Below are 25,443 nucleotides of genomic sequence, written 5' to 3'. Positions count from 1 at the left end.
CAAAATCAGTCCTTAAGATCGGAAGCGATCTTCAGGACTGACATGATTTCTTACTTCAATTCCGCTTTCACCAATTCGGGCGCTACTTCTTTGAGCAGGCTCAAATCGTGATAGCTTTTCGGATCCTGCAGCTCCCTGATATTCCCTACGCTTTTCAAGTAGCTGCCAACTGCTTCTCCGTTGCTATCATTCAAGTAGTTATCATTCACTTCCATGCTGTACACATTGCGGTTCATAATTTCGGTCAGTTCGGCTTCCGTTAAGCGGAGCTCCGGCGAAAGAATTTTGATCGCTTCCTCACGGTTATTGTTAATGAAATCGGTCGCCTTGTTCAAAGCACGCAGCACCGCTTTGATCGTATTCGGATTTTTCTTCAAAAAGTCGTCCGTGACCTGAATCGTCGTATGCACGCTCATCCAATTGACATCGCCTTGTTTGTCCGGCAGCTCACTCTTCGTCCCGCTGAACAAAAATTTGCCTCCGCCCTGGATCGCCTTCGTAATGAACGGCTCCCATGCAGCCATCGCATCGATATCGCCTTTCTCCAGTGCGGTAACGGCATCGCTGGGGGCCAGATTCACGTACTTGATCTTCTTCGCATCGACGCCAAGCTCTTTGGCCATGTTGTCGATCGCGATGACGACGTCCGCACCGTTTGGTACGCCGATCGTTTTTCCTTCCAGATCCTTCGCGCTTTTGAGCTCTAAATGTTTACCTCCCACCACGGCCTGCGTACCGGCAATTTGCGCCAGCGGGGCAACGATTTTCACGCCGACATTATTGGATTTCAAAATGATATCCATAAAGTTGGTCTGGATGCTGATCGGCGCGCTTCCTCCGGCGACCATCGGGCCGATGTCCGGACCGCTTTCAATCAACTGACTCGTAACCTCCAGGCCTTCTTCCTTAAAATAACCCTTCTTGTCGGCAATGATTTGCTGCGAAGAGATTTGCGCATCGCGCACACCTACGAGGGTGAACTGTTTCAATTCAATGCCGTCGTTTTTCACATCAGATGCGTTCGGCGTGCTGCTTCCGTCCGGTTCCGCCGCATTTCCAGGTGACCCGCCCGAACCGCATGCCGCCAGATTCAATGCCATGGCCAATACGACCATTGTGCTTCCCAAAAACTTCAAACGTTTTTTCATGGTTACCCCTCCGAATGTCGTGTGGTTTTTATTTCTCTACAGCGCTGCGCATGCCGTTTTTACGCCATGTCACCATTCTTCTCTCCAAGCGCTTTAAGAGATACGAGAAGAAACTGAACTCCAAGCCTATTAAAACAATCGCAACAAACATATTGGACATCTTGAAGTAGTTGCGAGCGTCAACGATAATGTAGCCCAATCCGGATTTGGCACCCATCATCTCCGATACGATCAGAGCTGAAAAACCAAGCCCCAGGCTGACCTGCGCACCGACAAAGATACTCGGAACGGCGGAAGGAAAGATGACTTTGAAAAAGATATGCCGCTCACTGGCACCCAGACTCAGCGCCGACCGGATCAGCGTGGGATTGACCGACCGCAGTCCGTCCAGCGTATTGGTCAATACCGGAATGAACGTAGTCCATGCAATCAAAAGAATTTTGGGAAATTCTCCGATACCGAACCAGATGATGAAAATCGGAAGCAGCGCCAAAGCGGGAATCGGGCCGAGCAAATTCAAAATCGGACTGAGCCAATAATCCACTCTGCTGTATTTGTTCATTAACACCCCGACCGCTATGGCACAAACCATTCCGATGGCAAAGCCGACCAGAATGCGTGCGGTGCTCGCCGCAATACTGCTGGCGATCAGCCCCGTCTTGGCCAAGTACCACGCTTCCCGTACGATAGCCGAAGGCGCCGGAAGGAAGATCGGATTGAAAAAAGCGAATCTTCCATTCAGTGTGCTGACGGCTTCCCACAGCAGAAAGAAGACGACGACCGGCAGCAGTCCGTTATCGACCCAAGTTTTCTTTTTCCGCAGCATCCTGCCGCCCTTGGCCGAAACCAACGCTTTGGAGGCAACGAGAGAATCCGGCATTTTACTCATGACTTACGCTCCTCACTCATCTGTCAATAATTTTTGGATCTCGCGCATCAGCCCGATAAACTCCGGATGCTGGTTGGATCGCGGGCGGTCCATCGTTACCCGGAATTCTCCGGCTACATCTCCGTCCTTCATGACCATGATGCGGTCCGCTAAATAAACGGCTTCACTAAGGCTGTGCGTGATAAACAACACCGATGGGCGCAGTTCGAGCCAAATGCGAAGCAGCTCCTTTTGCATCATTTCCCGCGTAAGGACGTCCAGCGCCCCGAACGGCTCATCCATCAGCAAAATGTCGGGGCCGCTCGCAAGCGCCCTCGCAATCCCGACCCGCTGCTTCATCCCGCCGGACAACTGGTCCGGAAGATGCTCGGCATAATCCTCAAGCCCCACCAGCTTTAAGTATTTATGCGCGATTTCCATGGCTTCCGCTTTGCTTTTGCCCTGCACCTCAGGACCGAAAGCGATGTTATCGATCACCTTGTACCAAGGAAATAAAGCGTGATCCTGAAACACAACTCCCCTTGATTTGGAAGGCCCTTTCACCGGCACCCCGTTTACCGTGACCGATCCGCTGTCGGGCTGCAAGAAGCCGGCGATCAGATTCAGCAGAGTGGATTTGCCGCAGCCGCTGTGGCCGAGGATACAAATAAACTCATGAGAGTCAACGTCAAAGGTGACATTTTTCAACACGCGTCTGCCTTCATAGCCTTTCTCCACATTTTGAACAGCTAATTGCAAGCCCCTCACCTCTTTGATGTTATAATTCATAACATATAACGAAACTGTTAACTACATAATACCACTCATTTTGTGATTTTCAATATTAAATGTGAACAATTTACACATTTACTTTTGTTCATCTTGCACAAAATGAGGATTTAATGTACATTTTTCATAAGATAACACATTTTAATGTTATGTTTCATGACAATTAAAGAGGTGTTTCCATTGAAACTAGCGGATTTATTTCAACTGCCCTTGTATCAGAACATCCGGGTATTGGCCGGTCACGAAGGATTGCAGAGGCAGGTCAAGTCCATCAATATGATGGATGCCCCGGATATCATGGATTATTTGAAGCCCGATGAACTGCTGTTGACTACAGCATATGCGATTCGCGACCGCCCCGAGGAGCTGCTTCGTCTTGTTCGTCATATGGCGGCAAGCCAGTGCGCCGGTTTGGGGATCAAGACCAAGCGGTTCCTTGACCAGATCCCCAAAAGCGTCCTGGAGCTTGCCGACGAGATTCATTTTCCCATCATTGAGCTTCCTCTTCATCCGCCGCTTGGAGAGCTGCTGCAGGAATCGCTCAGCTACATAATGGAAAAGCGCAATGAGGAGCTTCGCTATGCTTTGCAAATGCACCGGGAGTTTTCCCGCATGGTCATGCAGGGTCAAGGCATCCCGTCCGTTATCAACGCATTGTCTCCGCTTGTCGGCGGAAACGTCCTGCTGATCAACCACAGGCTGCAATTCGAGGCAGGCTCCGGACCGGTGACCGAACCTTTCGGCAGCCGGCTGCTGAGTCAAACGCGGGAGCTGCTTGCCAGGCGGGAGGACGGCCAAAGCCGCATTGTCTCTTTATGCTTTGTTTATGGAGGGCTCAAAGGGCCGGAGGTTGTATTTTATCCGATCGAACTGACGCAGCAGCGGTGCTTTCTGGTCCTGGTGAACGCACAAATGGATGATTCTCCTCTGCCCAAGCTTGCCATTGAACAAGCGGCGAATGTGATCGGGTTTGAGCTTATGAAGCGGCAGGCGGTCAAAGAAAGGTCGCGCCGTTTTAAAAACGAGTTTTTTGAGGATTTGGTAGAGGGGAGGTTTCGCTCGGTTGCGGAAATGCTTCACCAGGGAAAGCGTTACGGACTGCAGGAGCCGTACCCTTGTTTGTGTGTCGTAGGGAAAGTCGACGAATCGCTCGATTCAGCGGAAGACAATTTGTACAGCAAGCGGGACCGCATCTATGAACACCTGAAAACCATGCTTGCCGAACGGCAGCAGCCCTATATTCTTTTTAACAAGAAGGATCTGTTCGTGACTCTGTTGAAGTGGGAACGAAGTCTGCAGCAGCACGAATTTCAACTGTTGGACCGGCTCGCGGATTTTCAGGAAAAGCTGTTCCAGACCGAACACATTTCGCTTTCCTTTGGCATCGGCAATCCTGTAGAACATCTGACGCTCATTCCATCCACTTACAAGGAAGCGCTGAATGCGCTCCATTTGGGCTATCAATCCAGGCAGTTCCGGTTTGTTCAATCGTACAGGGCCAAAGAAGTCGTGGAGCTGCTCAAAATGATTCCCCAGGAAGCGCTGGGCGATTTCTACAAGGAATCCTTTCATGCCCTGCTGGAGATCGATTTCCGCGAACGCGAGGAATTAATGAATACGGCGCGCGTATTTTTGGAGACGCACGGCCAAATCGCAGAAACCGCCAAACGGCTGTTTATTCATCGCAACACGGTCGCTTACCGCCTTCATAAGTATGAACAGTTGACGCGCCGCAGTCTCCGCGATCCGAACGACTCCCTGCGCTTCCGTCTCGCTTTTCTGATCGATAAGGTGCTGGAGGATTTTGCGCCCCGCGCACCGGCAAACGAATTTTAATGGCAAAAAGCCCGCCCGTTTTTTTCTCTAAAGAGAAACGGGCGGGCTTCAGATTCACGCAAACCGCGCCATAGGGTTACCAGCCGATGGCCGCGCCGTCGCTACGAGCGTCCGAACCGCCGCTGATGAACCCTTCCTCATCCACCATGATCACATGAGCATGGCCCATGATGCCGTCAAAGTCCTTTACCTTGCGTACGGTGTGACCGGCCTTGGCTAAAGCTTCTGTCACTTCCGGGGAGATGCGGCCTTCAACCCTCAGATCCTGCGTCGACGCCCCCCACGTCCTACCCCATACCCATCGCGGCTCATCAACAGCCTGCTGGGGATCCATTCCAAAATCGACCATTCGGGTCAAGATCGCCGTTTGGGTTTGCGGTTGTCCCTCCCCTCCCTGCGTGCCGTAAAGAATAACCGGCTTGCCCTCACGGCAGGCCATCGCCGGCATCAACGTATGGAAGGTTCTTTTGCGCGGCTGCAGGCAGTTGGCATGCGCCGGGTTCAGCGAGAAGAACGATCCACGGTTCTGCAGCGTAATGCCGGTATTCCCGGCCGTAACCCCCGAGCCGAATTCAAAGTACAGGCTCTGTATGAACGAAACGGCATTGCCCTCCTGATCGACCACGGCGGCATAGGCCGTATCGCTGCCCATTTGTTCAGCCTCCAGGCTCAGGGCGCGATCCATCCGGATGGAGGCCGCAAGCTCGCGGGCATACTCTTGGCTCAGCAGACGATGAAGCGGAATATCGGCAAAATCGGGGTCCGTCAAATATTCGTTGCGATCGCGAAACCCGAGTTTCAAGGCTTCGATCATCGAATGATAATATTCAAAAGACCCGTGCTCCATGCTGCCGAGGTCGAAGTTCTCCAGGATGTGAAGCGCCATCAAGCCCACAAAGCCTTGGGAATTCGGCGGCATTTGATAAACGGAGTACCCACGGTACGACCCCTGCAATGGAGTGACCCAGTTCCCCTCATGATCGGCAAAGTCGTCCATGACCAGCAGTCCCCCCTGTTCCTGCAAATAGGAGGTCATCTCCTCCGCTATGGCACCCTTATAGAAAAAGTCCCTTCCATGCTGCGCCAATTCGCGCAGCGTTTGCGCCAGTTCAGCTTGCACGAAACGCCGGCCGGGCTTCACAATCCGCCCTTCCGGCAGGTAAATGGCCGATGTCGGTGCCGTCCCCCTCAGCATCGCCTCGTTCATAACCGTGTACTCGTATTGATTTCGGGACATCGCAAATCCTTTGGAAGCATACTCGATGGCCGGCGCAAGCACTTGCCCCAAGGTCAACCGTCCGTATTCACGAAGCATCGCATCCCAGCCGTCCACCATCCCCGGAACGGTTACAACGCTGAGCACACCGCGGGTTGGAATCTCGATCCGGCCCGCATAAACCTCCCGATTCGCCCGATACCCGGACCGACCGCTGGCGTTGTAGCCCCGCACCTGCCCGTCACTGTGATGATAAGTCAGCCAAAAGGAATCTCCGCCAAGACCGGTCATATGAGGATAGACCACAGCCAGGCAGGCGCTGACCGCCACAGCCGCATCAAATGCATTCCCGCCCTGTTCCAAGATACGGGCTCCGGCCGCCGAAGCCAAATAATGCGGACTCACCACCATCGTTTTTGTTCCCACAACCGCTTTCCTCATCTGCAGCCCCTCCTACATGGCATATAACCTGACATTTAATATTTTAAAAAATAACACGTTCTATCGCGCATAGCAACTAAAAAATTAAAAAATGTCATCATTTTTCTGAAATTGTATTGAAAATGAAGTTGATTGAATATATATTTATCCATATGGTAATGAAATCGAAATAATAACTTTCTTTTCGTAATTTATAATTCTTATAACAAGGAGTCGGTCTCTGTGCATTCCAGAACCTCCGGTGAAATTCCTCCGGTTCCCATCGATGAAATCGACCGTAAAATCATTGCCGCTCTCCATCAAAACGGAAGAATTTCTTACACCGATTTGGCCAAAGAAATCGGATTGTCCCGTGTAGCTGTTCAAGCCCGCATTAATGCCCTGATGGAGTCCGGCGTCATCGAACGGTTTACGGCCGTCATTAATCCCGAGAAAATCGGCATCCACGTATCCGCTTTTTTCAACGTGGAGGTCGAACCGAAGCATCTGCAAGATGTTGCCGAGCAGTTGGCGTCGGAGCCGGTCGTCACAAGCCTTTATCACATGACCGGACCGAGCAAGCTTCACATGCACGGTTTGTTTACGAACAACCTGGAGATGGAGACGTTTTTGAAGGAAAAGCTCTATAAGCTGCCCGGCATCATGAGCGTCGACTGCCAGGTTCTGATTACGCGGTACAAAAGCCGCATGGGAATGAGGTTATAAGAAGATGACCAAATCAAATGGAGTACGTCCTTATATGGATCTGGTATGGGCTATGGGCAGGACAGGGATTCTGGGCTTTGGCGGAGGACCTTCGGTGATTCCGTTAATCCGCTACGAAGCGGTAACCCGTTACCGCTGGATGGAGGATGACGAGTTTGGCGAGATTCTCGCTTTGGCCAATGCGCTGCCGGGGCCGATCGCAACCAAAATCGCCGCCTATCTTGGCTACCGGCAAAAAGGCGTTTCCGGTGCGATCATCTCCGTCCTGGCTCACATCATGCCTTCCGCTGTGGCCATGATCGCTTTGCTTTCGGCCGCCCAACTGCTGAGCGCCTCCCCGATCGTGCAGGGAATGATTGCAGCCGTGACGCCGGTGATCGCGGTTATGCTGGGGGTCATGGCTTACGAATTTGCCGAACGCGCCGTCAAAGGTCTCGGCAAGCCTGTCGGCTTCGCTTTATTTCTCGTCTGTTTTGCACTTTTGCAAATCATCGATATTCATCCGGCTTTCGTTGTCATTGCCTTTCTGGGGTATGGCGCTTTTCATTTCAAAACGACGGCATGGTTTAACAAGAAGAAAACCAGAAAAGAGGACTACACGACATGGAGTGGATAAATCTCTTCATCGGCTTTTTCCTAGCCAACGTACTCGGATACGGCGGCGGCCCCGCTTCCATTCCGCTGATGTATCAGGAAATCGTCGTTCGCCATCAGTGGGCGACGGATGCGCAGTTTTCCAATATTTTGGCTCTAGGCAACGCTTTGCCCGGTCCGATCGCCACGAAAATCGCCGCATTTGTCGGCTATGACACCGTCGGGTGGCTCGGCATGACGATTGCTTTGGCCGCAACCGTGGTTCCCACAGCGGCCGCGCTCATTCTGATGCTGAGAATACTGAACAAGCATCGCCAATCGCCGGTCGTCAAAGGAATGACGCTGCTTGTCCAACCTGTGATTGCCGTCATGATGGTCATCCTCACCTGGCAAATGGCATCCACCAGTTGGCAATCGCTCGGCCTGTGGCAATCCCTTGCGATTGCCGCCATTGCTTATTGGGCGATGGAACGGCGCAAAATTCATCCCGCCCTAGTCATTATCGGCGCCTTCGCTTACGGAGGATTGGTTCTGCCTTATTTTATATAATCGTTGGAGACTGCCGGTTTAACCATTCCCGTATCAGCCTCATCCGGTCCGCCCCGCCGTTTGGATACTGCGTGTATCCGAACGGCGGGGCGCTCGCATTAAAGAACGGTTTTATAAAAATACGGAGTAATTACTATATTTTATTTTATCCAAATATTGTACAATCATGGAAAAGAGCTGCGAACCAGCCAACGGACGACGGGTTTTTCACGAATCGATAAAACCGCTCTCCAAGCCTATCGAACCATTCGCCATTCGGAAGTCGAACTAAAACCAATGCTTCGGGGAGGGTTTTCTATGCATTATGGATGGATTATCGTATCGATCACCTTTATTACCATACTGATTGTGGCAGGAATCCGTTCCACTACAGGGGTGCTAATCATTCCGTTGGAACAAGAATTCGAATGGAGCCGTTCAGCCATTTCTCTCGCTTTTGCGGTCAATTTGACGTTATACGGATTCTCCGGTCCCTTTATTGCGGCAGGAATGGAACGGTTCGGCGTCCGCAAGATGATGGTGTACGGCATGATCCTTTTGGTTTCCAGTATTGCTGCAAGCCTTGTCATGACGCACATCTGGCAGCTTCACCTGATATGGGGGATCATTATAAGCCTGGGCTCCGGTGTATTTCTCACCGTCCTTTCGGCAACCGTGGCCAACCGCTGGTTCGAGCAAAAGCGGGGGATGGTGCTGGGGCTGCTGATGGCAAGTACGGCCGCGGGGCAAATGGTGTTTCTTCCTCTGCTCTCCTATCTGATTCAAGCCTATTCCTGGCGTATCGCTTTATCCCTATTTCTTGGTTTAGGGGTTTTGATGATTCCGCTTATCGCATTTTGGATGAGGGAGCGTCCTTCGGATAAAGGGCTTCTGCCCTATGGAGCAGCGGATGACAAACCGCCAATGCCATCGGATACAAGGAAGAAAGACCCCGTTTCTGCGGCTTTTGAAGGTTTATGGGCCGGGGTTCGCTCCGTGCCCTTTTGGCTGCTGGCAGCAAGCTTTTTTATTTGCGGCGCATCATCGACAGGTCTCATCGGCACTCATTTCATACCCGCATCCTCCCATCACGGTATTCCGGAGGTTCAGGCTGCCGGTCTATTTGCTTTCATGGGTATTTTTAATATTATCGGAACGATCTTTTCCGGATGGCTGTCCGACCGGTTTGACAACCGCTGGCTTCTGTTTTGGTTTTATGGATTGAGAGGCTTGTCCCTGCTTTTGCTGCCCTATCTTTTTGACCTGAAATCGTATGTTCTTTTTATGGTTTTCGCTGTATTTTACGGTCTGGATTGGATCGCCACCGTTCCTCCTACCGTCCGCTTGGCTGCGGATCATTTCGGCAAAGAGCGCGGCATTGTCATCTATGGCTGGCTGTTCGCCGCACATCAGTTAGGTTCCGGCGCAGCCGCTTACTTAGGAGGATACATTTACGAGCAATACCATAGCTATACGCTTTCCTTTATCTTTGCCGGACTCCTGTGCATTGTAGCGACTTTATTTGTGTTCAGCGTAAGGAAGAAGCCCCAGTCGCGGCCTCTTAATGCATAAATCAAACAAGCTGATTGTCTGTTTGTACAGGCATCAGCTTGTTTGTCCATCAAGAATCGAGCGTTCTATATTTGGCTATCTCCTGCTCGTACAGGTCTCCTCCATGTGCATCGTACACCACCAGTACCGGAAAATCCTCTACCGTCAGCTTACGGATGGCTTCCGGCCCCAGATCTTCGTAAGCGATAATTTCAGCCGATTTGACTCTCTGCGCCAACAGCGCGGATAAACCGCCGATCGCCGAGAAGCATACGGCTTGTTCCTTTATGCAGGCCTCCTTGACTTCCTTGCTCCGCGGCCCTTTCCCGATGGTGCCTTTGACTCCGTACTTATACATTGCGGGTGTATAAGGATCCATACGCGACGCTGTCGTCGGCGCAATCGATCCTATAATTTGTCCCGGCTTCGGAGGGGTGGGGCCGGCATAAAATACAATTTCATTTTTTAAATCGACCGGAAAATCGCGGTGTTGAGCCAGCAATTCCAACAGCCTCTTATGTGCCGCATCCCGGGCCACATAAATCGTTCCATTGAGGAGCACTTCGTCGCCCGCTTTAAGCTGGATTACCGCCTCTCGGGTCAGAGGAGTTTCCAGACGAACTTTTGCCATAACCAATCACCTTCCCGATCTAGTTTAGATGATACACGTTTTTTTGCGCGCAGCATGACATTGAAGATTCACGGCCACCGGAAGAGCGGTAATATGACAGCCGTAGGTTTCCACGGCAACCCATAGAGCCGTACTCGTGCCTCCCAGTCCTTGAGGTCCGATGCCCGTCTTGTTGATATCCTCCAGCAGCTCTTTCTCCAGCTGAGCGATATGGGGCTCATGATGATAAACCCCCACTTCCCGCAAAACGGCTTCCTTCGCGATTTCAGTGACCTTATCGAAGCTTCCGCCAATACCTACACCTACGACCAATGGCGGGCATGCCCTTCCTCCCGCGGCCTGGATCGTATCCAGGACGAACTTCTTCACGCCGGCGACGCCGTCTCCGGGAAGCAAAAACTTCATGGCGCTCATGTTCTCGCTTCCGCCTCCTTTCGGAAGAACGGTGAATTGGATTTTATCCCCGGGCACAATCTTGGTATGAATCACGCCGGGTGTGTTATCGTTCGTATTATTGCGCAGCAGCGGATCGCCTACAATGGAATTACGCAGATACCCTTCTTTGTATCCTTTGCGAATGCCCTCATGAATCGCGTCGGTGAAGCTGCCGCCTTGAATATGAACATCCTGGCCCACTTCGGCAAAAACCACCGTAAGTCCCGTATCATGACAATAAGGCCGATTTTCTTCAGCAGCCAATTGAGCGTTTTCAATCAACTGATCCAAAATACTTTTGCCCAGGGGCGATTTCTCGCTTTCACTGGCCCTATGAAAGCCTGCAAGGATATCATCAGGCAGATAATAACAGGCTTCCCAGCACAAAACGGCGATAGAATCACGAATTTGATCGACATGAACGGTTCTCATGGTCATCTATCCTCTCTCATTTGATTTGCTTCAAGAGCACATGTGATCAGGTCAGGGCGCCGATTCATTGTTCCCCGAAAAAGCGCTTCCTTGCCGGAGTGATCCATTGATCCATTTCTTCCCGCTTATCTTCCGTGACCAACCGGTTGACCAGCACATCGTGCCAAATATAATCCTCCAGCAGGTAAATATGAACCGGGTCGTCGGTATAGAAGGCGCCGCCGCTCTGTTCAGGAGAATGGCCATAGAACAGCTCCTTGCCATCTATGGACAGAATAAACCACGGATGGTCCACATGCTCCACGTAATGGGTTTTACGGTGAACCTCCAGGCCCGGCAACGGGTCCTTTACCTGGAACAGAAGCCCGCTCAGCAGACATTGATCCCGCTTGGCCTCCAGATCCTCCTTAAGCCTCCGATACATGGGCTCCCACAAAGACAGCAGAATTCGCTTCTCCGCACGCCGGATAAGAACGCGGCAAAAGGATAAGATGTTGTCCTCTCCTTTAATCGTCGTCACATAGACTTCCGGTTCGGGGCTTTGTTTTTCAAGAAGCTTCAATTCGGTTTCCAAACGGCTGTAGGTCGCTTCCCATTTCGTTTTCATCGACTCCAGGAAAACCTCGACCGGCAAGGAGGAATAATGGGCTCCTCCGTCCACGTCTTCCTTCATCACCAGTCCATGCTGCACCAAGCCGTCCAATACTTCATACACGCGTGCCCGCGGCACACCCGAGGCTTTGCTTACCTGATAGGCATTCGAAGGTCCGCGGGAAACCAGCGTCAGGTACACCTTGGCCTCGTACTGGGTCAATCCCGTCGATTGAATCTTTTGCAGCAGATCCTCCATCCCTCTCCCTCATTTCTAATTCCAACAATAGTTACTACTACAGTAGTGTATACTGCTCTTAATGCCATAATAACCAGTTGCAGAATTTTTTACAACTATTTTTTTGATCGGCCGATGATTTATCCCGACTCGTGACTCAAAACAAAATAAAACCGCCCGGAACTTCCCGGACGGTGGCTTGATCAGATATTAAAAGAAACGTTTCAGTTGTTCGGCTACTTCCTGCTTCGAGTTTTCAACCACAGTCATATGCTGGGGCTTGTCGAAAAGCGCTTGAATTTCGGCAGGGAACTTCTGGGAGATATCGCAAAGCTGAATGGATTCGTTAAACTTGGCCGGGTGAGCGGTAGCCAGCGTTACGCACACCTCATCCTTGTCGCAGCAGGCCTCGTAAGCCGCGATGCCGCAGGCCGTATGCGGATCGGCCAAATAGTCGTATTCCCCGGAATATTTGCTGATGATTTGCAGGCATTCCTCGTTCTTCACCCCGTGAGCCGAGAAGTCCGACTGTACTTTCTTCAGCAGCTGCGGGTCGATGACGATTTGGCCTTCCGACTGGAACTGCTGCATGAGAGACGTAACCTTCTCCTGATTTTGATCCAGCAGGTAATACAAATATCGCTCGAAATTGCTTGCAATCTGAATATCCATAGACGGGCTGTGAGTAACCCGGAAATCTCCCGGACGATACACGCCCTCTTTTACAAAACGCTCCAAAATATTGTTCTCGTTGGTAGCCAGCACGAGGCGGTGAATCGGAAGTCCCATCCGCTTCGCCAGATAGGCCGAGAAAATATTGCCGAAATTACCGGTAGGAACGCTAAAGCTGATTTTCTCCGCTTGGGTCCTCCTGGAAATTTGGAAATAGGCGTAAAAATAATATACCGTCTGCGCCAATATGCGAACGAAATTAATCGAATTGATCGCCCGCAGATGATATTTGTTTTTATACTCCACATCGGCGAACAGCTCTTTAATGATCCGCTGACAATCGTCGAAATTGCCATGAACCGATAAGTTCAGGACGTTCTCGTCGTCGACCGTGGTCATTTGCAGCTCCTGCACCTTGCTTACCTTTTGATGCGGATGCAGAATGCAGATGCGGATGCCTTCTTTCCCCCTGACCCCTTGAATGGCGGCAGCCCCCGTATCCCCGGATGTTGCCCCCAGAATGTTAATGATTTCGTTCTCCTTGCGGGAGACGTACGAATACAGGTTGCCCATAAATTGCAGGGCGATATCCTTGAATGCGAACGTCGGTCCGTGAAACAGCTCAAGCACATACAGCGAATCGTGAATTTGTTTCACCGGCGTCACTTCAGGGCTGCGGAAGCCCGAGTAGCTTTCGTCAATTAATTGCTTCAGCTCTTCCCGCGGAATCTCACCGTTGGTGAAATAGGAGAAAATTTCGAGCATCAGGTCCCGATAGCTTAATTGCTCCCATTGTTTGAACACTTCTTGCGGAACGGCCGGAATATCCGTCGGAAGCATGAGCCCCCCGTCATCTCCAAGCCCCATCAAAAAGGTTCGGATAAAACCCGTTTTTTCCACTTTGCCTCGTGTGCTTATAAAGTCCATAGCAGTCCCCTCACGTCATAATTAGCCCCTATTATAACACACTTTTTCGCAAAGCGGAAAAGCCCCGGGGGCGTTCGGGGCTTTTTTCGTTTATTCCCGTTTATGCAAAGCATTCAGCTTTTCCGTCACGCGTCTTGCCCGTTCATAAATTCGCTCTTTATTCAAAGTCTCGTAGATGGCATGATGAAGCTCGGCCATTTCCCGGTAGATGTCTTTCATCTCGCGGTTCGCCGTTTTCATCCTTTGCAGATCGAGCCTGCCCATCTTTTTATGCGCCTCGTTCAAGTCGGGAAACAGGCCCAATGCGGTGAAGGCGATCATGGCAGCTCCGAGGGAGGTCGCCTGCTCCGTTTGGTCGGGAATGACGACCAGACCGTAAATATCCGCCTGAATTTGATTGAATAAGTCCAACCGGGCCAACCCCCCGCTGACATGAACCGCCGTGAGCCGGATATGGTCCGCCTTCTGATCCTGCGAAAGCAGGGAATCGATCACATTCAGATTTTTTTGAATTTCAAAGCAGATGCCCTCCAGATAGGCGCGAACGACATCGCTCTTCTTAGTCCCCAGCGACAAATTGAACAAAATTCCCGAGGCGTTGGCATTCCAATATGGTGCGGCGCTGCCTGCATAATGCGGAATATGAAACAGACCGTTCGCCCCGGGGGCGGACATCTCCGCCTGCTGATTCAGGGCATCGTAAGATCCGTCCGTCCCAAGGAAATCCCTCAGCCAGCGATAGGTGGAGCCGGTCGTAAAGATGCCCGCTTCAATGACCCACTGGCCCAAAACCGCGGATGCGCTGCACACGACCTTCTGATCGGCGCTGCGAATCGGCCGGGCTGTCGGGGCGACGACAAAAGATCCGGTGCCTGTCGTTACTTTCACGATGCCGGGACGGATCGCGCCAAGCCCGACCGCCGCGCACTGCTGATCCCCGCCTGCCATTACAACCGGCGTTCCCGCCTGCAGGCCGAACCGGTCCGCCGCCGCGTTCGTTACATTGCCGGCAATGGTACCCGTCGGATAAGCTTCCGGCATCTTGTGAAGATCCACATTCATCGCCTCGGCAATGGTCCGATCCCAGGCGAACTCGTGAATATTGAACAGCATCGTGCGGGACGCCTGGGTCCAATCGGTCTTAAATTCGCCGGTCAAGGCGTGGACAAGATAATCGTGGACCGTTAGGAAGCAGGCCGTCCGGGCGTATATCTCCGGTTTATGATTCCGGAACCACATGATTTTGGGCAGTGAAAAGTACGGATCGATCTTGAGTCCCGTCCGCTCATAAATCATCTTTTGTCCCAAGCGTTCTTCAATTTGTTTGCTTTCCTCGATCGGACGCTTATCCTGCCACAGAATCGCATGAGCCAAAGGGATGCCGTTCTCGTCAACCGGAACGATCGTCGCCCGCTGCGTGGCAATGGAGATTGCCCGAACCTTGTTCCATAGCTGCGCGGCCGTTTGCCGCAATTCGGCAATCCCCTGCTCGATCGCCAGCAGCCAGGTCGCAGGATCATGGTCAATCACGGTCGGAGCATGAAACACACTCTGATATTCACGATAGGCCATACCAAGGATTTCCCCGGCCTGGTCTATAAGAATGACGCGCCCGCCGGTTGTTCCGATATCCAAGACGAGCACCAATGGACCGTCGGTCATGTGATGGGTCATACGGGTCTCCTCCGCTTATGCTATAGTTCAACGTGCAGGTATTGCCGGAAGCGATGGCTGCAAGGTGAACCGATGATGATAATCATCTGCATACACCGGAGAGCGGACAAAAAGGGTCATGACCTCGTCTGCTCCCGGTTTCATGATCACCATACGTTTATGATTTCAGTAGGGTAAGCCATTCCTTCACTTTGGGATGCTCCAGAACCTCGGGGTTTTTGATCCAGTTGGCTTTCTCCCCGTCAAGCACCTTTTTCACTTCTTCTGCCAGCAAATAAGGCGATTGAGTCAAAGCGTCCGAAGTCGTTCCGGCAATATGCGTGGTCAGCGTTACGTTATCGAGCGCAAGCAGCGGATGATCCGCAGGAATCGGTTCGATATCGAACACATCGAGTCCGGCGCCGGCAATCTTCTTCTCGGACAGCGCTTGAACCAACGCCTCCGTATCGATCAGCCCGGATCGGGCGCAATTGATCAAATAGGCCGTAGGCTTCATCATGGACAGCTCCGCATGGCTGACGAAATGATGGTTTTCCTCGGTCAATCTCGCGTGGATGGAGATAAAATCGGATTCGGCAAACAGCGTTTCCTTCCCGACCAAAGTCACGCCCGGCATATCGACGGATTCCGCTTTGACGTATGGATCATACACCAGGATTTGAACATCGAATCCGGCCAGCTTCTTTGCCACCAGGCGTCCGATATAACCGAAGCCGACGATACCGATTTTTTTGCCTTTCAGCTCCGGAATGTAATCCGAGTTGCTGAACACCTTCCGCCATTCCCCATTCTTGATCGACAGATGCGCACGGGCGATGTTTCTCGACTCGCTCAGCATCAAGCCTATGGTAAAATCCGAAACGGCCTGTGCATTTCTGCCCATGACATGGACGACGATAATCCCGCGCTGCGTAGCCGCTTTCACATCGACGTTCTCCGTTCCCGCCCTTGCCACGCCGATCAGCTTTAAATGATCAAAGGCATCCATCCCGTCGGCAGAGAAGGGTCCGAACAAACCGAGCACCATATCGGCGTCCTTGTTCTCTCGAAACACCGCGGGAACTTCCTCCACCGCCGGCCCCTGCTGCTCGATGACAAGCCGTCTGTTCTGCAGCCGTCCCCAATCGGTTTCCCAATCCGTCGTAACGATTTCATGGTCCCCCAATAAGCGTGCGGCCTCCGTAAACTGCTTGCCGCTGATCATCGCGTCTCCAAAAGTAAGTATCTTCATGTTGCACCCTCCATTATGTTTTTAATTTGGCCACCGCAAGGCGGGAAAGGTTCACGGCTTCAATCGCATGATTTCCTTTATGCAGCACCGTAATCACGTAAAGGCAATCGATAATCGTCATTTGCACGATTCGGCTTACCATGGCGTCCGGCCGGTAGTTGGTCTCATTCGCACTGGTGACCAGCAACTCGTCTGCGATCTGGGCGATCGACGACTTGCTGAAGCCCGTAATGACGATAATGCGGGCTTGTTTTTCTTTAGCCAATTGGAGCACCTTGAGCAGCCCTTCGCTTTCGCCGGAGTGCGATATGGCGACAATGACATCGCCCTCGTTCATATGGGAGGCCGCAATGGCTTCCATATGAAGGTCGATAATCGGCATCACCGTCTCCCCAAGCCTGAGAAATTTGTGAGCCGCATCGCTGGCCATAATCCCCGAAACCCCTTGTCCGAAAAAGAAAAGACGTTTGGCCGCGGCCATCATGGCGCCTGCACGCTCAACGGCTTCATAGTTAATCAATTCCTTGGTTGTATGCAGAGCGACCATGGTTTGATCGATAATTTTATGAAAAATTTGATCGGCGGAATCCGATAAATCGATCTCTTCATAAATGCTGCCGGCCGCGTTATCGTTTGCATTTTCCTGAACCAGCGCCACCTTGAGCTCTTGATAACTGGCATACCCGAGTCTTCGGTAAAACCGGACTACGCTGGGCTCGCTGACTTCGCTCAATTTGGACAGCTCATTCATGGAAAGCAGAAAAGGCTTCTCCGTTTGGGACAAAATGCTGTAAATCTTTTTCTCGGAATTGGTCATCTCCTTTTCAATGGCTTTGACGCGATGCTGAAAAGTAGCCATACCTGCAGTCCTCTCTTTCAGTATAATGTAGTTTTACTACATTTTTGAACTGATATCAATATATTTTTATTACAAAAAAATCCCCGCCAAAAAGGCTTTGACAATAACATTACGGGCAAAATGAAACGGCCTTAGTCCAAAAAAATTCAGGACCAAGGCCGCTTCAAGGATTTTTATTTGTTGTACATTCCCATTCAGATTAAAGCGCGACCGGGTTCAAGCTGCGAACACGCGGGAAAACCTCCCTCGCAAAGCGTTCCAGCTCGGATTCAAGCGGTTGGAACTGCAGCATAAACAGTTCGACGCCAATCTCGTGAAACGCTGCGATCCGCTCGGCTACCTGGTCATATGAACCGACCAGCCCCGCTGCCGTGCCCCCGTTCGTACCTATAGCCGGATACTTGGCAATCGTTTGAAACATGACTGCTTTCTGGTCTGCATGTCCGAAAAGCTGTTCATTCAGAGGCTGGTCGGCCTTGGCATATTCCCAGGCTTTAGCCAGCTCGGCCTGCGCTTCCTCCTCCGTCTCACGCGCAATGACAAAAGCGGACAGCCCAAAGCGGACGGGGACGCCTTCCCGTTTCCGCCCGGCAACGGAACGGATGAGCCTCTCGACATTCTCAAGCGGCTGCCCGTTAATAAACCAGACGTCGCCCAGACCCGCAGCCAAATCTCTCGCCGGCTCCGACTCTCCACCCACATAAATGGCAGGACGCTGCCTTGTTTTCGGTTTCGGGTTCAATTCAATTCCATCCACGTGGAAGTACTTGCCTTCAAAGCTGGTTTTCTCCCCGGACAGCAGCGAACGGACAATCGTGAGCCATTCGGTTCCGTAAATATAACGCTCGTCATGTTCGGCAAAAGGAATGCCCGATTGGAGCAGCTCCGGTTTGTACCAGGCATTGACCACATTGATCGAGAACCGTCCGCCGCTGATCTCCTCGATGCCGAGAGCTTGCTTGGCGAGCACCACCGGGTGGAAGAGCGTCGGCTTTATCGCGGCGATAATTTCAATGCTTGAGGTTAATGAGGCCAGACCGGCGGCTGCGGTCCAGGTCTCCAAAATATCAAATTCATGCCCGTACGGATTGACGATATGCTGGGCTATAAGCGTTGAATCGTAGCCGAGCTTTTCGGCGGACAGCACCAGCCGTTTAGCTCTTTCCCAGGAAGCGTCAAAGGGGTCCTCCGGATGCGTCGTAGCCCCCCATGTTCCATAAACCGGTGTCCATACTCCAAACCTAGGACCTGCAATTCGAATCATATTTTACATCCTCCTATCTTCTCATAAGAATAAAAAAATCCATTCTCGCAGCGAGAATGGATTTTCCGGCGTACCGGTCAAATCATATTAATTCAATTGGAATAATTTAAATTATAAAATTGATCCGTTTTTTTGTCAATTCCTTATTTTCCTGTTATCAATGATACGATCTTTCCCGCGTTTACATCGATCAAACCCCGGTCGGTTATTTTCAAATGCGGGCTGACAGGCAGCGAGTGCGTGCTGATCGACATAATCGGATTATAATGGCGGTATCCGAGCGATTCCATCGCTTGGCACAGCCGCTCCACTTCCTTAGCCACCTGCTCCAGCGGGGCCTCGGTCAAGATGCCGCCGACGGACAGCCGGAGATGGGCCAGCACACGGCCGTCCTCCACTACACAGAAGCCTCCGTGGCAACGGATCACCTCATTGGCCGCCAGCATCATGTCCTGCGGATGATGACCGACGACAAGCAGGTTGTGGTTATCGTGGGAGTAAGTCGTCGCCACCGCGCCGCGCTGGATCGTATCTCCGCCGATCAAACCGTACGCCCGATTGCCAGTCTTGCCGTAGCGCTCGAAGGTAGCGATCAGGCCATAGGGGCTTTCCTGCCATAGGAGCTCCCCGCCCCGGATGTCCACCTCCCCGCGGTGCTCCCGGGTGAACGTCGAATCTTTATTGACCATCATCACCCGGCAGGCATACCGGCCGTCGGCCTCCTCCGTGCGGATCGCGAAATCGGCTTCGGTCAGCAGAGGAAGTTTGACGCTTTCGTAATAATGGGCCGGGAATGCCGGCGGAAACTCCTGCTGCCGGTAATCATCGTTAACATCGAACGCTAGCCGCCCGTTCTTGTACACCTGATCAATGGCGAACTCCCGGATATCGGATACGACCAGGAAATCTGCGATCTTCCCTGGGGCGATCGCCCCCCGATCGTGAAGCCGCATCCTCCTGGACGGGGTGAATGTACTCGCGTAAATGGCCCGCTCGGGGCTCATGCCCATACAGATCGCTTTGCGCACCAGATGGTTCAAATGGCCCCGCCGCTGAAGGGAATCGGCCATGACGTCGTCGGTTACAAAGCAAAAATGCTCCGAGACGTCGTTGGCAATCAAAAAGTCCATCACCTCTTCGCTCATCGATTTTTCCTGAATTTCGATAAACATCCCTGCGCCGATACGCGCTTTCAACCCTTCCACGGTCTGATGCGTATGGTCCGAATCGACTCCGGCATAAATGACGCGCTGCAAATCCAGATCCAGCAGCCTCGGGCAGTGCCCCTCAATGATCAAATCGGGATAATGGCTGCGGACATGCTTCAGAATCCGATTCGTCTTGCTGTCGGGAGCGGTCACGACATCGACGTAGTTCATGATTTCGCCCAAGCAAATGATGTTCTCCGATTGCAGCAGCTCGTCCAATTCGGGAATGTCCAGAGAGCCTCCCGACGTTTCCAGCGAAGTTGCAGGAACCGAGCTGGGGACGGCATAGAACATATCGACCATACAGCCTTCACTCGCCCGGATCATCTGCTTCACGCCGTCCATCCCGAATACATTGGCCATCTCATGGGGCTCGGGCACAATGGTCGTGACGCCGTTCGGGAGGAGCCCGTAAGAGAACGTCCGGGGCGTCACCATCGTGCTTTCGATATGAAGATGAATGTCAATCAGTCCCGGAATCAGATAGCGTCCGCTCCCGTCCATCACTTCATCGCTTTCAAGGTCTTCCGCTCCGCGGGGGCCGATGTACAAAAACCTGCCGTCCGCGACAGCCGCGTTTCCCTGAATGAATGATTTAAAATAACTGTTGTAGATATGAATGTTTTGGATCAGCAGATCCGCTCGCATGCCGGGCACCTCCAAGTTCATTATTTAACCAATACCAGCTTGTCCTTAGGGAAATGCAGATGAACCTGCCGCCCGTTGACATAAGGTAAATCCATTTCTTTGTTGACCGTAAAATTCCCGAGCTCCGTTTCAACGATATATTGGTAGCTTCGTCCCAGGAATGTGCTCACCTTGACGGTTCCCGTCAGGCTGTTCCCGCCGGAGGAGTAAGCCTCGCCAACGCCGTGAAGGACGATATCGTCAGGACGTATGGCGCCTTTCCGGCCGGCATGCTGCGCATACTTCGGATTCGGAGCGACCGTGAATGTATGCCCGTCCCGGTGCTTCAGCTCAATGTCTCCGCCGCGGTCTCTGCGCGCTTCGAAATCGATAAAGTTGGTAAAGCCGGTGAACTTGGCGACAAATTCGGTTTTAGGGTATTTAAATATGGCGGCCGGTGTATCGAGCTGTTCGATTAACCCTTTGTTCATAATGGCCACCTGATCCGAAATCGAAAAGCACTCCTCCTGATCATGCGAAACATAGACGGTAGTAATGCCGAGCTCCTGCTGAATGCGGCGGATTTCCACCCTCATGTTGATCCGGAGATTGGCGTCGAGGTTGCTGAGCGGCTCGTCAAACAGTAGCAGGTCGGGCTCGATCACCAGCGCGCGGGCGATCGCTACCCTCTGCCTCTGCCCTCCCGATAAAGCTTTGGGCATTCGCTTGTCTAGGCCTCCGAGACTGACAATGTCCAATATTTTTTTGACCCGCCGGTCGATGTCTTCCCTGGGAACCTTGCGCATCTGCAGGCCAAAAGCGACATTATCGTAAACGTTCAGGTGCGGGAATAAAGCATAGCTTTGAAACACAAAGCCAAAATTCCGTTTGCTGACCGGAACCCGGGTGTAGTCTTTTCCGTTAAATATGAATCGCCCAGCCCTGGCTTCCAGGAATCCGGCGATCAATCTCAAGGTCGTCGTTTTCCCGCAGCCGCTCGGACCGAGCAGCGACACAAACTGCCCCTTGTCTATGTCCAGACTGAAATTTTGCAATATATTTTGCTGATCGTAAGCGACCGATACGTTGTCCAGCATAAGCAATGCCATGATAATAGCCTCCGTTATTTTTTGGTAAAATAAGATAATCCCATCAATCGCTCGATCACAAACATCAGCATGGCCGTAAAGATCATGAGCAGCACGGAAATCGCCGCGATCGTCGGGTCAAAGTTATTTTCCACATAAGTCAGCATCTGGATCGGCAGCGTGCTGACGCCCGGTCCCGTCATAAAGACGGAAATGTCCACATTGTTGAACGACTCCAAAAACGCAATGAGTACAGCTGCGATAAGGCCCGACTTGATATTGGGCAGCACGATGGTGAAAAAGGTGCGGAGAGGCCCCGCCCCAAGACTATGCGCCGCTTCCTCGACGGCAAAATCGAAATTGGACAAGCTGGAAGCGATGACGCGGATCATAAACGGAAGCATAATGACGGTATGCCCCGCGAACAAGGCCGTATAAATCGGCAGTTGATAAGCGACGATCAAATACTTCAGCATGATAAAGCCGAGCACAATGCCGGGGATGAGCACCGGCAAAATAAAGACCGCATTCCAGGTGTCCCTGCCTTTGAAGCTAAACCGGCTTAACGCGTACGCCGCGGGAATGCCCAGCAGAAGCGCCAATACGTTGCCGACAAACGAAACAAGCACGGATGTCCAGAAGGTCTTCATGAACATCTCGACTTCAAAGATATGTTGATACCATTTGAATGAAAATCCCTGGGGAGGAAATTTCAGAATTGTGCCCGGTTCAAAGGAAGCCACCCCGATAATCAGCAGGGGCCCGAGCAGAAAGATATAGACCAGCAGCGTAAACAAACCCAGTCCGCGATGGTTCTCCCGCACATCAAGCTACCCCTTCGGATTCAATTTATTGGCGACGGCATTCATCAGGACGATGACAGCCAATGTCACGACAATCATAATCGCGGCGATCACCGATGCCGAATACCAATCATTCAGCGTAATTGCATTTTGGTACAAAAAGGTGGAGACGACAAGCTGCTTGCCTCCGAGCAGGGCAGGCGTCGTATAAGCCGTCAGGCTGCCTACGAACACCAGAATGCTCCCTACGATCAGACCGGGCACGCTCAGCGGCACGACGACTCTGAAAAAGGCTTTCAGCCTGGATGCCCCCAGGCTCTCCGCGGCCTTCAACAAATCGGGATCGATGTTCTCCAGCACGCCGACGAGAGTGATCACAATCAGCGGCAGAAACAGATGAACCATGCCGATCATCATCGCCGCAGGAGTATACAGAATTTCGAGCGGCTGATCGATCATGCCCAGAGCCGACAGAGAACGATTCAGAAGTCCGTTCTTGCCTAGAATGATCATCCAGCTGAACGAGCGGACGACCGGGCTCGTCAGCAGCGGAAAGATGGCCAAAGCCAGCAGCACTGCTTTTGTACGGGGAGACTGCCTGGAGATGTAATACGCCACCGGGAATCCCACAATAACGCACATTGCGGTTGTCACAAGACTCACCCGCAGCGTCGTGAGCAATATTTTGAGAAAATACGGATCCTTGAAAAACTGCATATACCCGCCGAGCGTAAAGCTCCCTTCCGGAAAGAAGGTCGAACCGATCGTCAGCAGGATAGGCATGAGCATAAATACCGCCAAAAACAATAGGCCGGGCAGCAGCAGCAGATAAGTATACTTTTTTTTCATAAAAAGCAATCCCCTGTTCCGTTCCTTGTTTCGCCGGTACTAGATGCTGCGAAGAGCACGGATAAACAGCCGGAAGAAAGCGCCGGTATCGACTTCCAGGCATACATGGACGTTCGGCTGCTTGTGAAGCCGGTTCTGAAAATCGCAGACCGTCTGCCCGTCGCACAAGTCGCTTCGGGTCTCCACATCCACGTAATAATATCCGGTTGTGACCAGGTCGCGGTTTATGGCTACGCCGACGGCCAGCGGATCGTGCATGGCGCAAGCACGCACTCCGTACCGTTCATAGTAACGCTTCATATAATCTGCCGTGCTCTGCCGGACATAATCACCTAAGGGAGAGCCGGCCAGTTGCCCGATGTGCTCTTCTGTCAGCAGCGCACGGCGTGTGACGTCCAGCCCGACCAGCGTTAATGAACGAAAGCCCGCATGCATAACGATCTTCGCTGCTTCCGGATCGACGTACATGTTGTACTCGGCGGTGGGCGTCACGTTGCCGAAGCTTTGGACTGCTCCTCCCATGAAGATCACCTCCTTCACGCGATGGACCAAGCCCGGATCTTTCCTGACGGCATGGGCCAGATTGGTGAGAGGCCCCGTCATGACCAGCGTAACCTCGCCCGGAAACCGAACCGCACTCGCGATCATGAAATCGGGAGCAAAGCCGTCCGCAGCCGTTTTCTCAAGCTGCATTGCGGATAACGCGCCGCCTAGACCGTCTTCCCCATGCACTCTGTGTTCAAACACGGCCGGCCGGAACAAAGGCCGGTCCGCCCCCCGGATGACGGGAATCCGCTCTGCCGCATCCAGCAGCTCCAAGATTTTGCATGTATTCTCGGTCGCTTTGGCTAAAGAAACGTTTCCGCTCACTGTGGTAATCCCCAGAATATCGAGCTGCCGGCTGCGAACCGCAAGCACAATCCCGAGCGCGTCATCAATACCGGTATCCACATCCAGGATAACTTTCTTTTGCATAACCGTCCCCTTTCTTCCGCATAAGCTCCCGTCAAGAAAAAACAAGGATACACTGGAAAACCGCATATCCTTGTTTATCCGTTCATTCGCCTTATTGCGTGATTTCCCGGTTCCAACGGTCGGTCCAGGCTTTCAAGCGTTCATTGACGAATTTCATATCCAGCATACGCAGTTTCTCCACAACCTCTATACCATAGGTGATTCCTTGTACTTCCTCCGGTTTCAGCTGCAATGTTTTATTCACCGGAGAATCGACAGCCGCTTTGGCCGCCTTCTCCTGAACTTCCTTGCTCAGATGCCAGTTAATGAACTCTTCGGCCAACGGTTTGTTCTTGCTGCCCTTCACTACATTCACGGTGTTGATTACAGCGTAAGCCCCTTCCTGCGGGGCGATGAACTTCGCGTCCGGAACAGCGGCCTTCAGATCTTTCACGTACATCTCCAAAATCGGTCCCGCGACGATTTCACCTTGGGCGAACATATTCACGAATTCGGACGTCTTGCTGTAATACTTGACTACATGGGGGTTCAGCTCTTTCAGCTTGGCGAACGCCTGCTCTTCATCGAATGAGGAGGAGCCGGCCACATGCGATGCGGCATCAAGAACCATCGGGCCGCTCGTCGAGGTGATCGACGGCAGCGTCAGCTTCTTGGCCAGCTCAGGACTCCATAGATCACTCCAGGATTTCAGCTCCTTGCCCGCCGTTTTCGGATTGTATGCAATGCCCAGTTGGCCGATCGTATACGCCGGACCGTACTCCTCGCCGAGCGGCGCTTTGGCTATATCGTAAATCTGCTCGATATTAGGTATTCTGCTCCGGTCGATCTTCTCGAACAAGCCGGCTTCAATCGCCTGCTGCGCATAGTAATCCGACAAATAAATGAGGTCCACTTGAGAGCTGCCCTGCTTTACTTTGCTCAAACGTTCCGCATTGTTACCAATTTCAACGACGATTCGGGCATGATGCCGTTTTTCGAACGGTTCATAGACTTCTTTCTTGAAAAAATCCTCCGAGAAGCCCCAGGTGGAAATAACGAGTTTGGTCGGTTCCCCACCGCCCTCCGACGCCGTACCGCTTGGTTCTTGCTTTTCCGTTCCGCACCCGGCCAGAGCCAGTCCCAAAAGAGATACTGAAACCAGGCCGCTAATCCATTTTTTCTTCACATCCTATTCCTCCCCTTGTTTTATGTGGTTAAATAAAAAAAAAGGAAAGCGCTTCAGCTAGAAAAAATCTTCTAACCAAAGCGCTTTCCCTTCGTAAA

At 52.1% G+C, this 25,443-nt stretch carries 23 protein-coding genes; 5 read left to right on the top strand and 18 right to left on the bottom strand.

Features of this window, described 5'->3' with window-relative positions; translation table 11 throughout:
* Positions 1-50 precede the first annotated feature (50 nt).
* From IJ22_RS00310 to IJ22_RS00300, 3 genes are read right to left on the bottom strand one after another with little or no spacing between them, the layout of a single operon-like run.
* A complete protein-coding gene (locus IJ22_RS00310) occupies positions 51-1,148 on the bottom strand; it encodes an ABC transporter substrate-binding protein (RefSeq protein ID WP_062406348.1) in 1,098 nt (365 codons plus the stop codon).
* A 28-nt stretch (positions 1,149-1,176) separates the two neighbouring features.
* The gene (locus IJ22_RS00305; RefSeq protein WP_062406346.1) at positions 1,177-2,037 is read right to left on the bottom strand and encodes an ABC transporter permease; all 861 of its coding nucleotides are present in this window, start codon (positions 2,035-2,037) and stop codon (positions 1,177-1,179) included.
* A 12-nt stretch (positions 2,038-2,049) separates the two neighbouring features.
* Positions 2,050-2,775 (bottom strand): ABC transporter ATP-binding protein, encoded by a 726-nt coding sequence (locus tag IJ22_RS00300; protein WP_062406344.1) that lies wholly within the window; start codon positions 2,773-2,775, stop codon positions 2,050-2,052.
* Positions 2,776-2,985: 210 nt separating this feature from the next.
* Here IJ22_RS00300 and IJ22_RS00295 point away from each other — a divergent pair, with 210 nt between their 5' ends.
* Positions 2,986-4,641 carry a PucR family transcriptional regulator gene (locus IJ22_RS00295; protein ID WP_062406342.1) on the top strand — a complete coding sequence of 552 codons (1,656 nt, stop codon included), beginning with the start codon at positions 2,986-2,988 and terminating at the stop codon, positions 4,639-4,641.
* Between the two features lie 76 nt (positions 4,642-4,717).
* Here IJ22_RS00295 and ggt read toward each other — a convergent pair whose 3' ends face one another.
* The gene (gene ggt / locus IJ22_RS00290; protein WP_062406340.1) at positions 4,718-6,298 is read right to left on the bottom strand and encodes a gamma-glutamyltransferase; all 1,581 of its coding nucleotides are present in this window, start codon (positions 6,296-6,298) and stop codon (positions 4,718-4,720) included.
* Positions 6,299-6,520: 222 nt separating this feature from the next.
* Here ggt and IJ22_RS00285 point away from each other — a divergent pair, with 222 nt between their 5' ends.
* The 4 genes from IJ22_RS00285 to IJ22_RS00270 all read left to right on the top strand — a co-directional run bounded on the left by IJ22_RS00285 (position 6,521) and on the right by IJ22_RS00270 (position 9,697).
* Positions 6,521-7,003: a chromate efflux transcriptional regulator ChrS gene (locus IJ22_RS00285; RefSeq protein ID WP_062406338.1), complete on the top strand. Its 483-nt coding sequence runs from the start codon at positions 6,521-6,523 to the stop codon at positions 7,001-7,003.
* A gap of 4 nt (positions 7,004-7,007) precedes the next feature.
* Positions 7,008-7,619, top strand: coding sequence for a chromate efflux transporter ChrB (locus tag IJ22_RS00280; RefSeq protein ID WP_082660583.1), 612 nt, complete (start codon positions 7,008-7,010; stop codon positions 7,617-7,619).
* Entirely contained in the window at positions 7,607-8,146 is a 540-nt protein-coding gene (locus IJ22_RS00275; protein ID WP_062406334.1) for a chromate efflux transporter ChrA, read from the top strand. The genes IJ22_RS00280 and IJ22_RS00275 overlap by 13 nt, the downstream gene beginning before the upstream one ends.
* 297 nt (positions 8,147-8,443) lie before the next feature.
* Positions 8,444-9,697 (top strand): MFS transporter, encoded by a 1,254-nt coding sequence (locus IJ22_RS00270; RefSeq protein ID WP_137670643.1) that lies wholly within the window; start codon positions 8,444-8,446, stop codon positions 9,695-9,697.
* A 49-nt stretch (positions 9,698-9,746) separates the two neighbouring features.
* Here IJ22_RS00270 and IJ22_RS00265 read toward each other — a convergent pair whose 3' ends face one another.
* The 14 genes from IJ22_RS00265 to IJ22_RS00200 all read right to left on the bottom strand — a co-directional run bounded on the left by IJ22_RS00265 (position 9,747) and on the right by IJ22_RS00200 (position 25,345).
* Positions 9,747-10,307 (bottom strand): Fe-S-containing hydro-lyase, encoded by a 561-nt coding sequence (locus tag IJ22_RS00265; protein ID WP_062406330.1) that lies wholly within the window; start codon positions 10,305-10,307, stop codon positions 9,747-9,749.
* Between the two features lie 24 nt (positions 10,308-10,331).
* Complete coding sequence (locus tag IJ22_RS00260; protein WP_062406328.1) at positions 10,332-11,174, bottom strand: fumarate hydratase; 843 nt, start codon at positions 11,172-11,174, stop codon at positions 10,332-10,334.
* 64 nt (positions 11,175-11,238) lie between these two features.
* A complete protein-coding gene (locus IJ22_RS00255; protein WP_062406326.1) occupies positions 11,239-12,024 on the bottom strand; it encodes a TrmB family transcriptional regulator in 786 nt (261 codons plus the stop codon).
* A gap of 189 nt (positions 12,025-12,213) precedes the next feature.
* The gene (gene thrC / locus IJ22_RS00250; RefSeq protein WP_062406324.1) at positions 12,214-13,602 is read right to left on the bottom strand and encodes a threonine synthase; all 1,389 of its coding nucleotides are present in this window, start codon (positions 13,600-13,602) and stop codon (positions 12,214-12,216) included.
* A gap of 90 nt (positions 13,603-13,692) precedes the next feature.
* Positions 13,693-15,276 (bottom strand): FGGY-family carbohydrate kinase, encoded by a 1,584-nt coding sequence (locus IJ22_RS00245; protein WP_062406322.1) that lies wholly within the window; start codon positions 15,274-15,276, stop codon positions 13,693-13,695.
* A gap of 157 nt (positions 15,277-15,433) precedes the next feature.
* On the bottom strand, positions 15,434-16,507 hold the full coding sequence (locus IJ22_RS00240; protein WP_054817577.1) for a 2-hydroxyacid dehydrogenase: 1,074 nt from the start codon (positions 16,505-16,507) through the stop codon (positions 15,434-15,436).
* Between the two features lie 13 nt (positions 16,508-16,520).
* A complete protein-coding gene (locus IJ22_RS00235; RefSeq protein WP_062406321.1) occupies positions 16,521-17,366 on the bottom strand; it encodes a MurR/RpiR family transcriptional regulator in 846 nt (281 codons plus the stop codon).
* 199 nt (positions 17,367-17,565) lie between these two features.
* Entirely contained in the window at positions 17,566-18,630 is a 1,065-nt protein-coding gene (locus IJ22_RS00230) for an LLM class flavin-dependent oxidoreductase (RefSeq protein ID WP_062406320.1), read from the bottom strand.
* A 143-nt stretch (positions 18,631-18,773) separates the two neighbouring features.
* The gene (locus IJ22_RS00225; RefSeq protein ID WP_062406317.1) at positions 18,774-20,486 is read right to left on the bottom strand and encodes an adenine deaminase; all 1,713 of its coding nucleotides are present in this window, start codon (positions 20,484-20,486) and stop codon (positions 18,774-18,776) included.
* A 20-nt stretch (positions 20,487-20,506) separates the two neighbouring features.
* Positions 20,507-21,574, bottom strand: coding sequence for an ABC transporter ATP-binding protein (locus IJ22_RS00220; protein ID WP_062406314.1), 1,068 nt, complete (start codon positions 21,572-21,574; stop codon positions 20,507-20,509).
* A gap of 14 nt (positions 21,575-21,588) precedes the next feature.
* Positions 21,589-22,377, bottom strand: a complete 789-nt coding sequence (locus tag IJ22_RS00215) for an ABC transporter permease (RefSeq protein ID WP_062406313.1) — start codon at positions 22,375-22,377, stop codon at positions 21,589-21,591.
* A gap of 6 nt (positions 22,378-22,383) precedes the next feature.
* The gene (locus tag IJ22_RS00210) at positions 22,384-23,205 is read right to left on the bottom strand and encodes an ABC transporter permease (protein ID WP_062406311.1); all 822 of its coding nucleotides are present in this window, start codon (positions 23,203-23,205) and stop codon (positions 22,384-22,386) included.
* 39 nt (positions 23,206-23,244) lie between these two features.
* The gene (locus IJ22_RS00205; protein WP_062410804.1) at positions 23,245-24,180 is read right to left on the bottom strand and encodes a nucleoside hydrolase; all 936 of its coding nucleotides are present in this window, start codon (positions 24,178-24,180) and stop codon (positions 23,245-23,247) included.
* A 91-nt stretch (positions 24,181-24,271) separates the two neighbouring features.
* Positions 24,272-25,345 (bottom strand): ABC transporter substrate-binding protein, encoded by a 1,074-nt coding sequence (locus tag IJ22_RS00200; RefSeq protein ID WP_062406309.1) that lies wholly within the window; start codon positions 25,343-25,345, stop codon positions 24,272-24,274.
* Positions 25,346-25,443: the final 98 nt, after the last annotated feature.

Origin of the sequence: Paenibacillus naphthalenovorans, assembly GCF_001465255.1 — a bacterium.
Lineage (GTDB): Bacteria > Bacillota > Bacilli > Paenibacillales > NBRC-103111 > Paenibacillus_G > Paenibacillus_G naphthalenovorans.
This window is presented reverse-complemented; position numbering and strand designations above follow the sequence as displayed.

Excerpts from the sequence above, each read along its gene's own strand:
- IJ22_RS00265 (WP_062406330.1), bottom strand. The coding sequence starts at position 10,307 with ATGGCAAAAGTTCGTCTGGAAACTCCTCTGACCCGAGAGGCGGTAATC.
- thrC (WP_062406324.1), bottom strand. The coding sequence starts at position 13,602 with ATGGACTTTATAAGCACACGAGGCAAAGTGGAAAAAACGGGTTTTATC.
- ggt (WP_062406340.1), bottom strand. The coding sequence starts at position 6,298 with ATGAGGAAAGCGGTTGTGGGAACAAAAACGATGGTGGTGAGTCCGCAT.
- IJ22_RS00255 (WP_062406326.1), bottom strand. The coding sequence starts at position 12,024 with ATGGAGGATCTGCTGCAAAAGATTCAATCGACGGGATTGACCCAGTAC.
- IJ22_RS00240 (WP_054817577.1), bottom strand. The coding sequence starts at position 16,507 with ATGAAGATACTTACTTTTGGAGACGCGATGATCAGCGGCAAGCAGTTT.
- IJ22_RS00205 (WP_062410804.1), bottom strand. The coding sequence starts at position 24,180 with ATGCAAAAGAAAGTTATCCTGGATGTGGATACCGGTATTGATGACGCG.
- IJ22_RS00275 (WP_062406334.1), top strand. The coding sequence starts at position 7,607 with ATGGAGTGGATAAATCTCTTCATCGGCTTTTTCCTAGCCAACGTACTC.
- IJ22_RS00235 (WP_062406321.1), bottom strand. The coding sequence starts at position 17,366 with ATGGCTACTTTTCAGCATCGCGTCAAAGCCATTGAAAAGGAGATGACC.
- IJ22_RS00210 (WP_062406311.1), bottom strand. The coding sequence starts at position 23,205 with ATGAAAAAAAAGTATACTTATCTGCTGCTGCTGCCCGGCCTATTGTTT.
- IJ22_RS00305 (WP_062406346.1), bottom strand. The coding sequence starts at position 2,037 with ATGAGTAAAATGCCGGATTCTCTCGTTGCCTCCAAAGCGTTGGTTTCG.
- IJ22_RS00310 (WP_062406348.1), bottom strand. The coding sequence starts at position 1,148 with ATGAAAAAACGTTTGAAGTTTTTGGGAAGCACAATGGTCGTATTGGCC.
- IJ22_RS00220 (WP_062406314.1), bottom strand. The coding sequence starts at position 21,574 with ATGGCATTGCTTATGCTGGACAACGTATCGGTCGCTTACGATCAGCAA.
- IJ22_RS00280 (WP_082660583.1), top strand. The coding sequence starts at position 7,008 with ATGACCAAATCAAATGGAGTACGTCCTTATATGGATCTGGTATGGGCT.
- IJ22_RS00245 (WP_062406322.1), bottom strand. The coding sequence starts at position 15,276 with ATGACCCATCACATGACCGACGGTCCATTGGTGCTCGTCTTGGATATC.
- IJ22_RS00230 (WP_062406320.1), bottom strand. The coding sequence starts at position 18,630 with ATGATTCGAATTGCAGGTCCTAGGTTTGGAGTATGGACACCGGTTTAT.
- IJ22_RS00270 (WP_137670643.1), top strand. The coding sequence starts at position 8,444 with ATGCATTATGGATGGATTATCGTATCGATCACCTTTATTACCATACTG.
- IJ22_RS00225 (WP_062406317.1), bottom strand. The coding sequence starts at position 20,486 with ATGCGAGCGGATCTGCTGATCCAAAACATTCATATCTACAACAGTTAT.
- IJ22_RS00260 (WP_062406328.1), bottom strand. The coding sequence starts at position 11,174 with ATGAGAACCGTTCATGTCGATCAAATTCGTGATTCTATCGCCGTTTTG.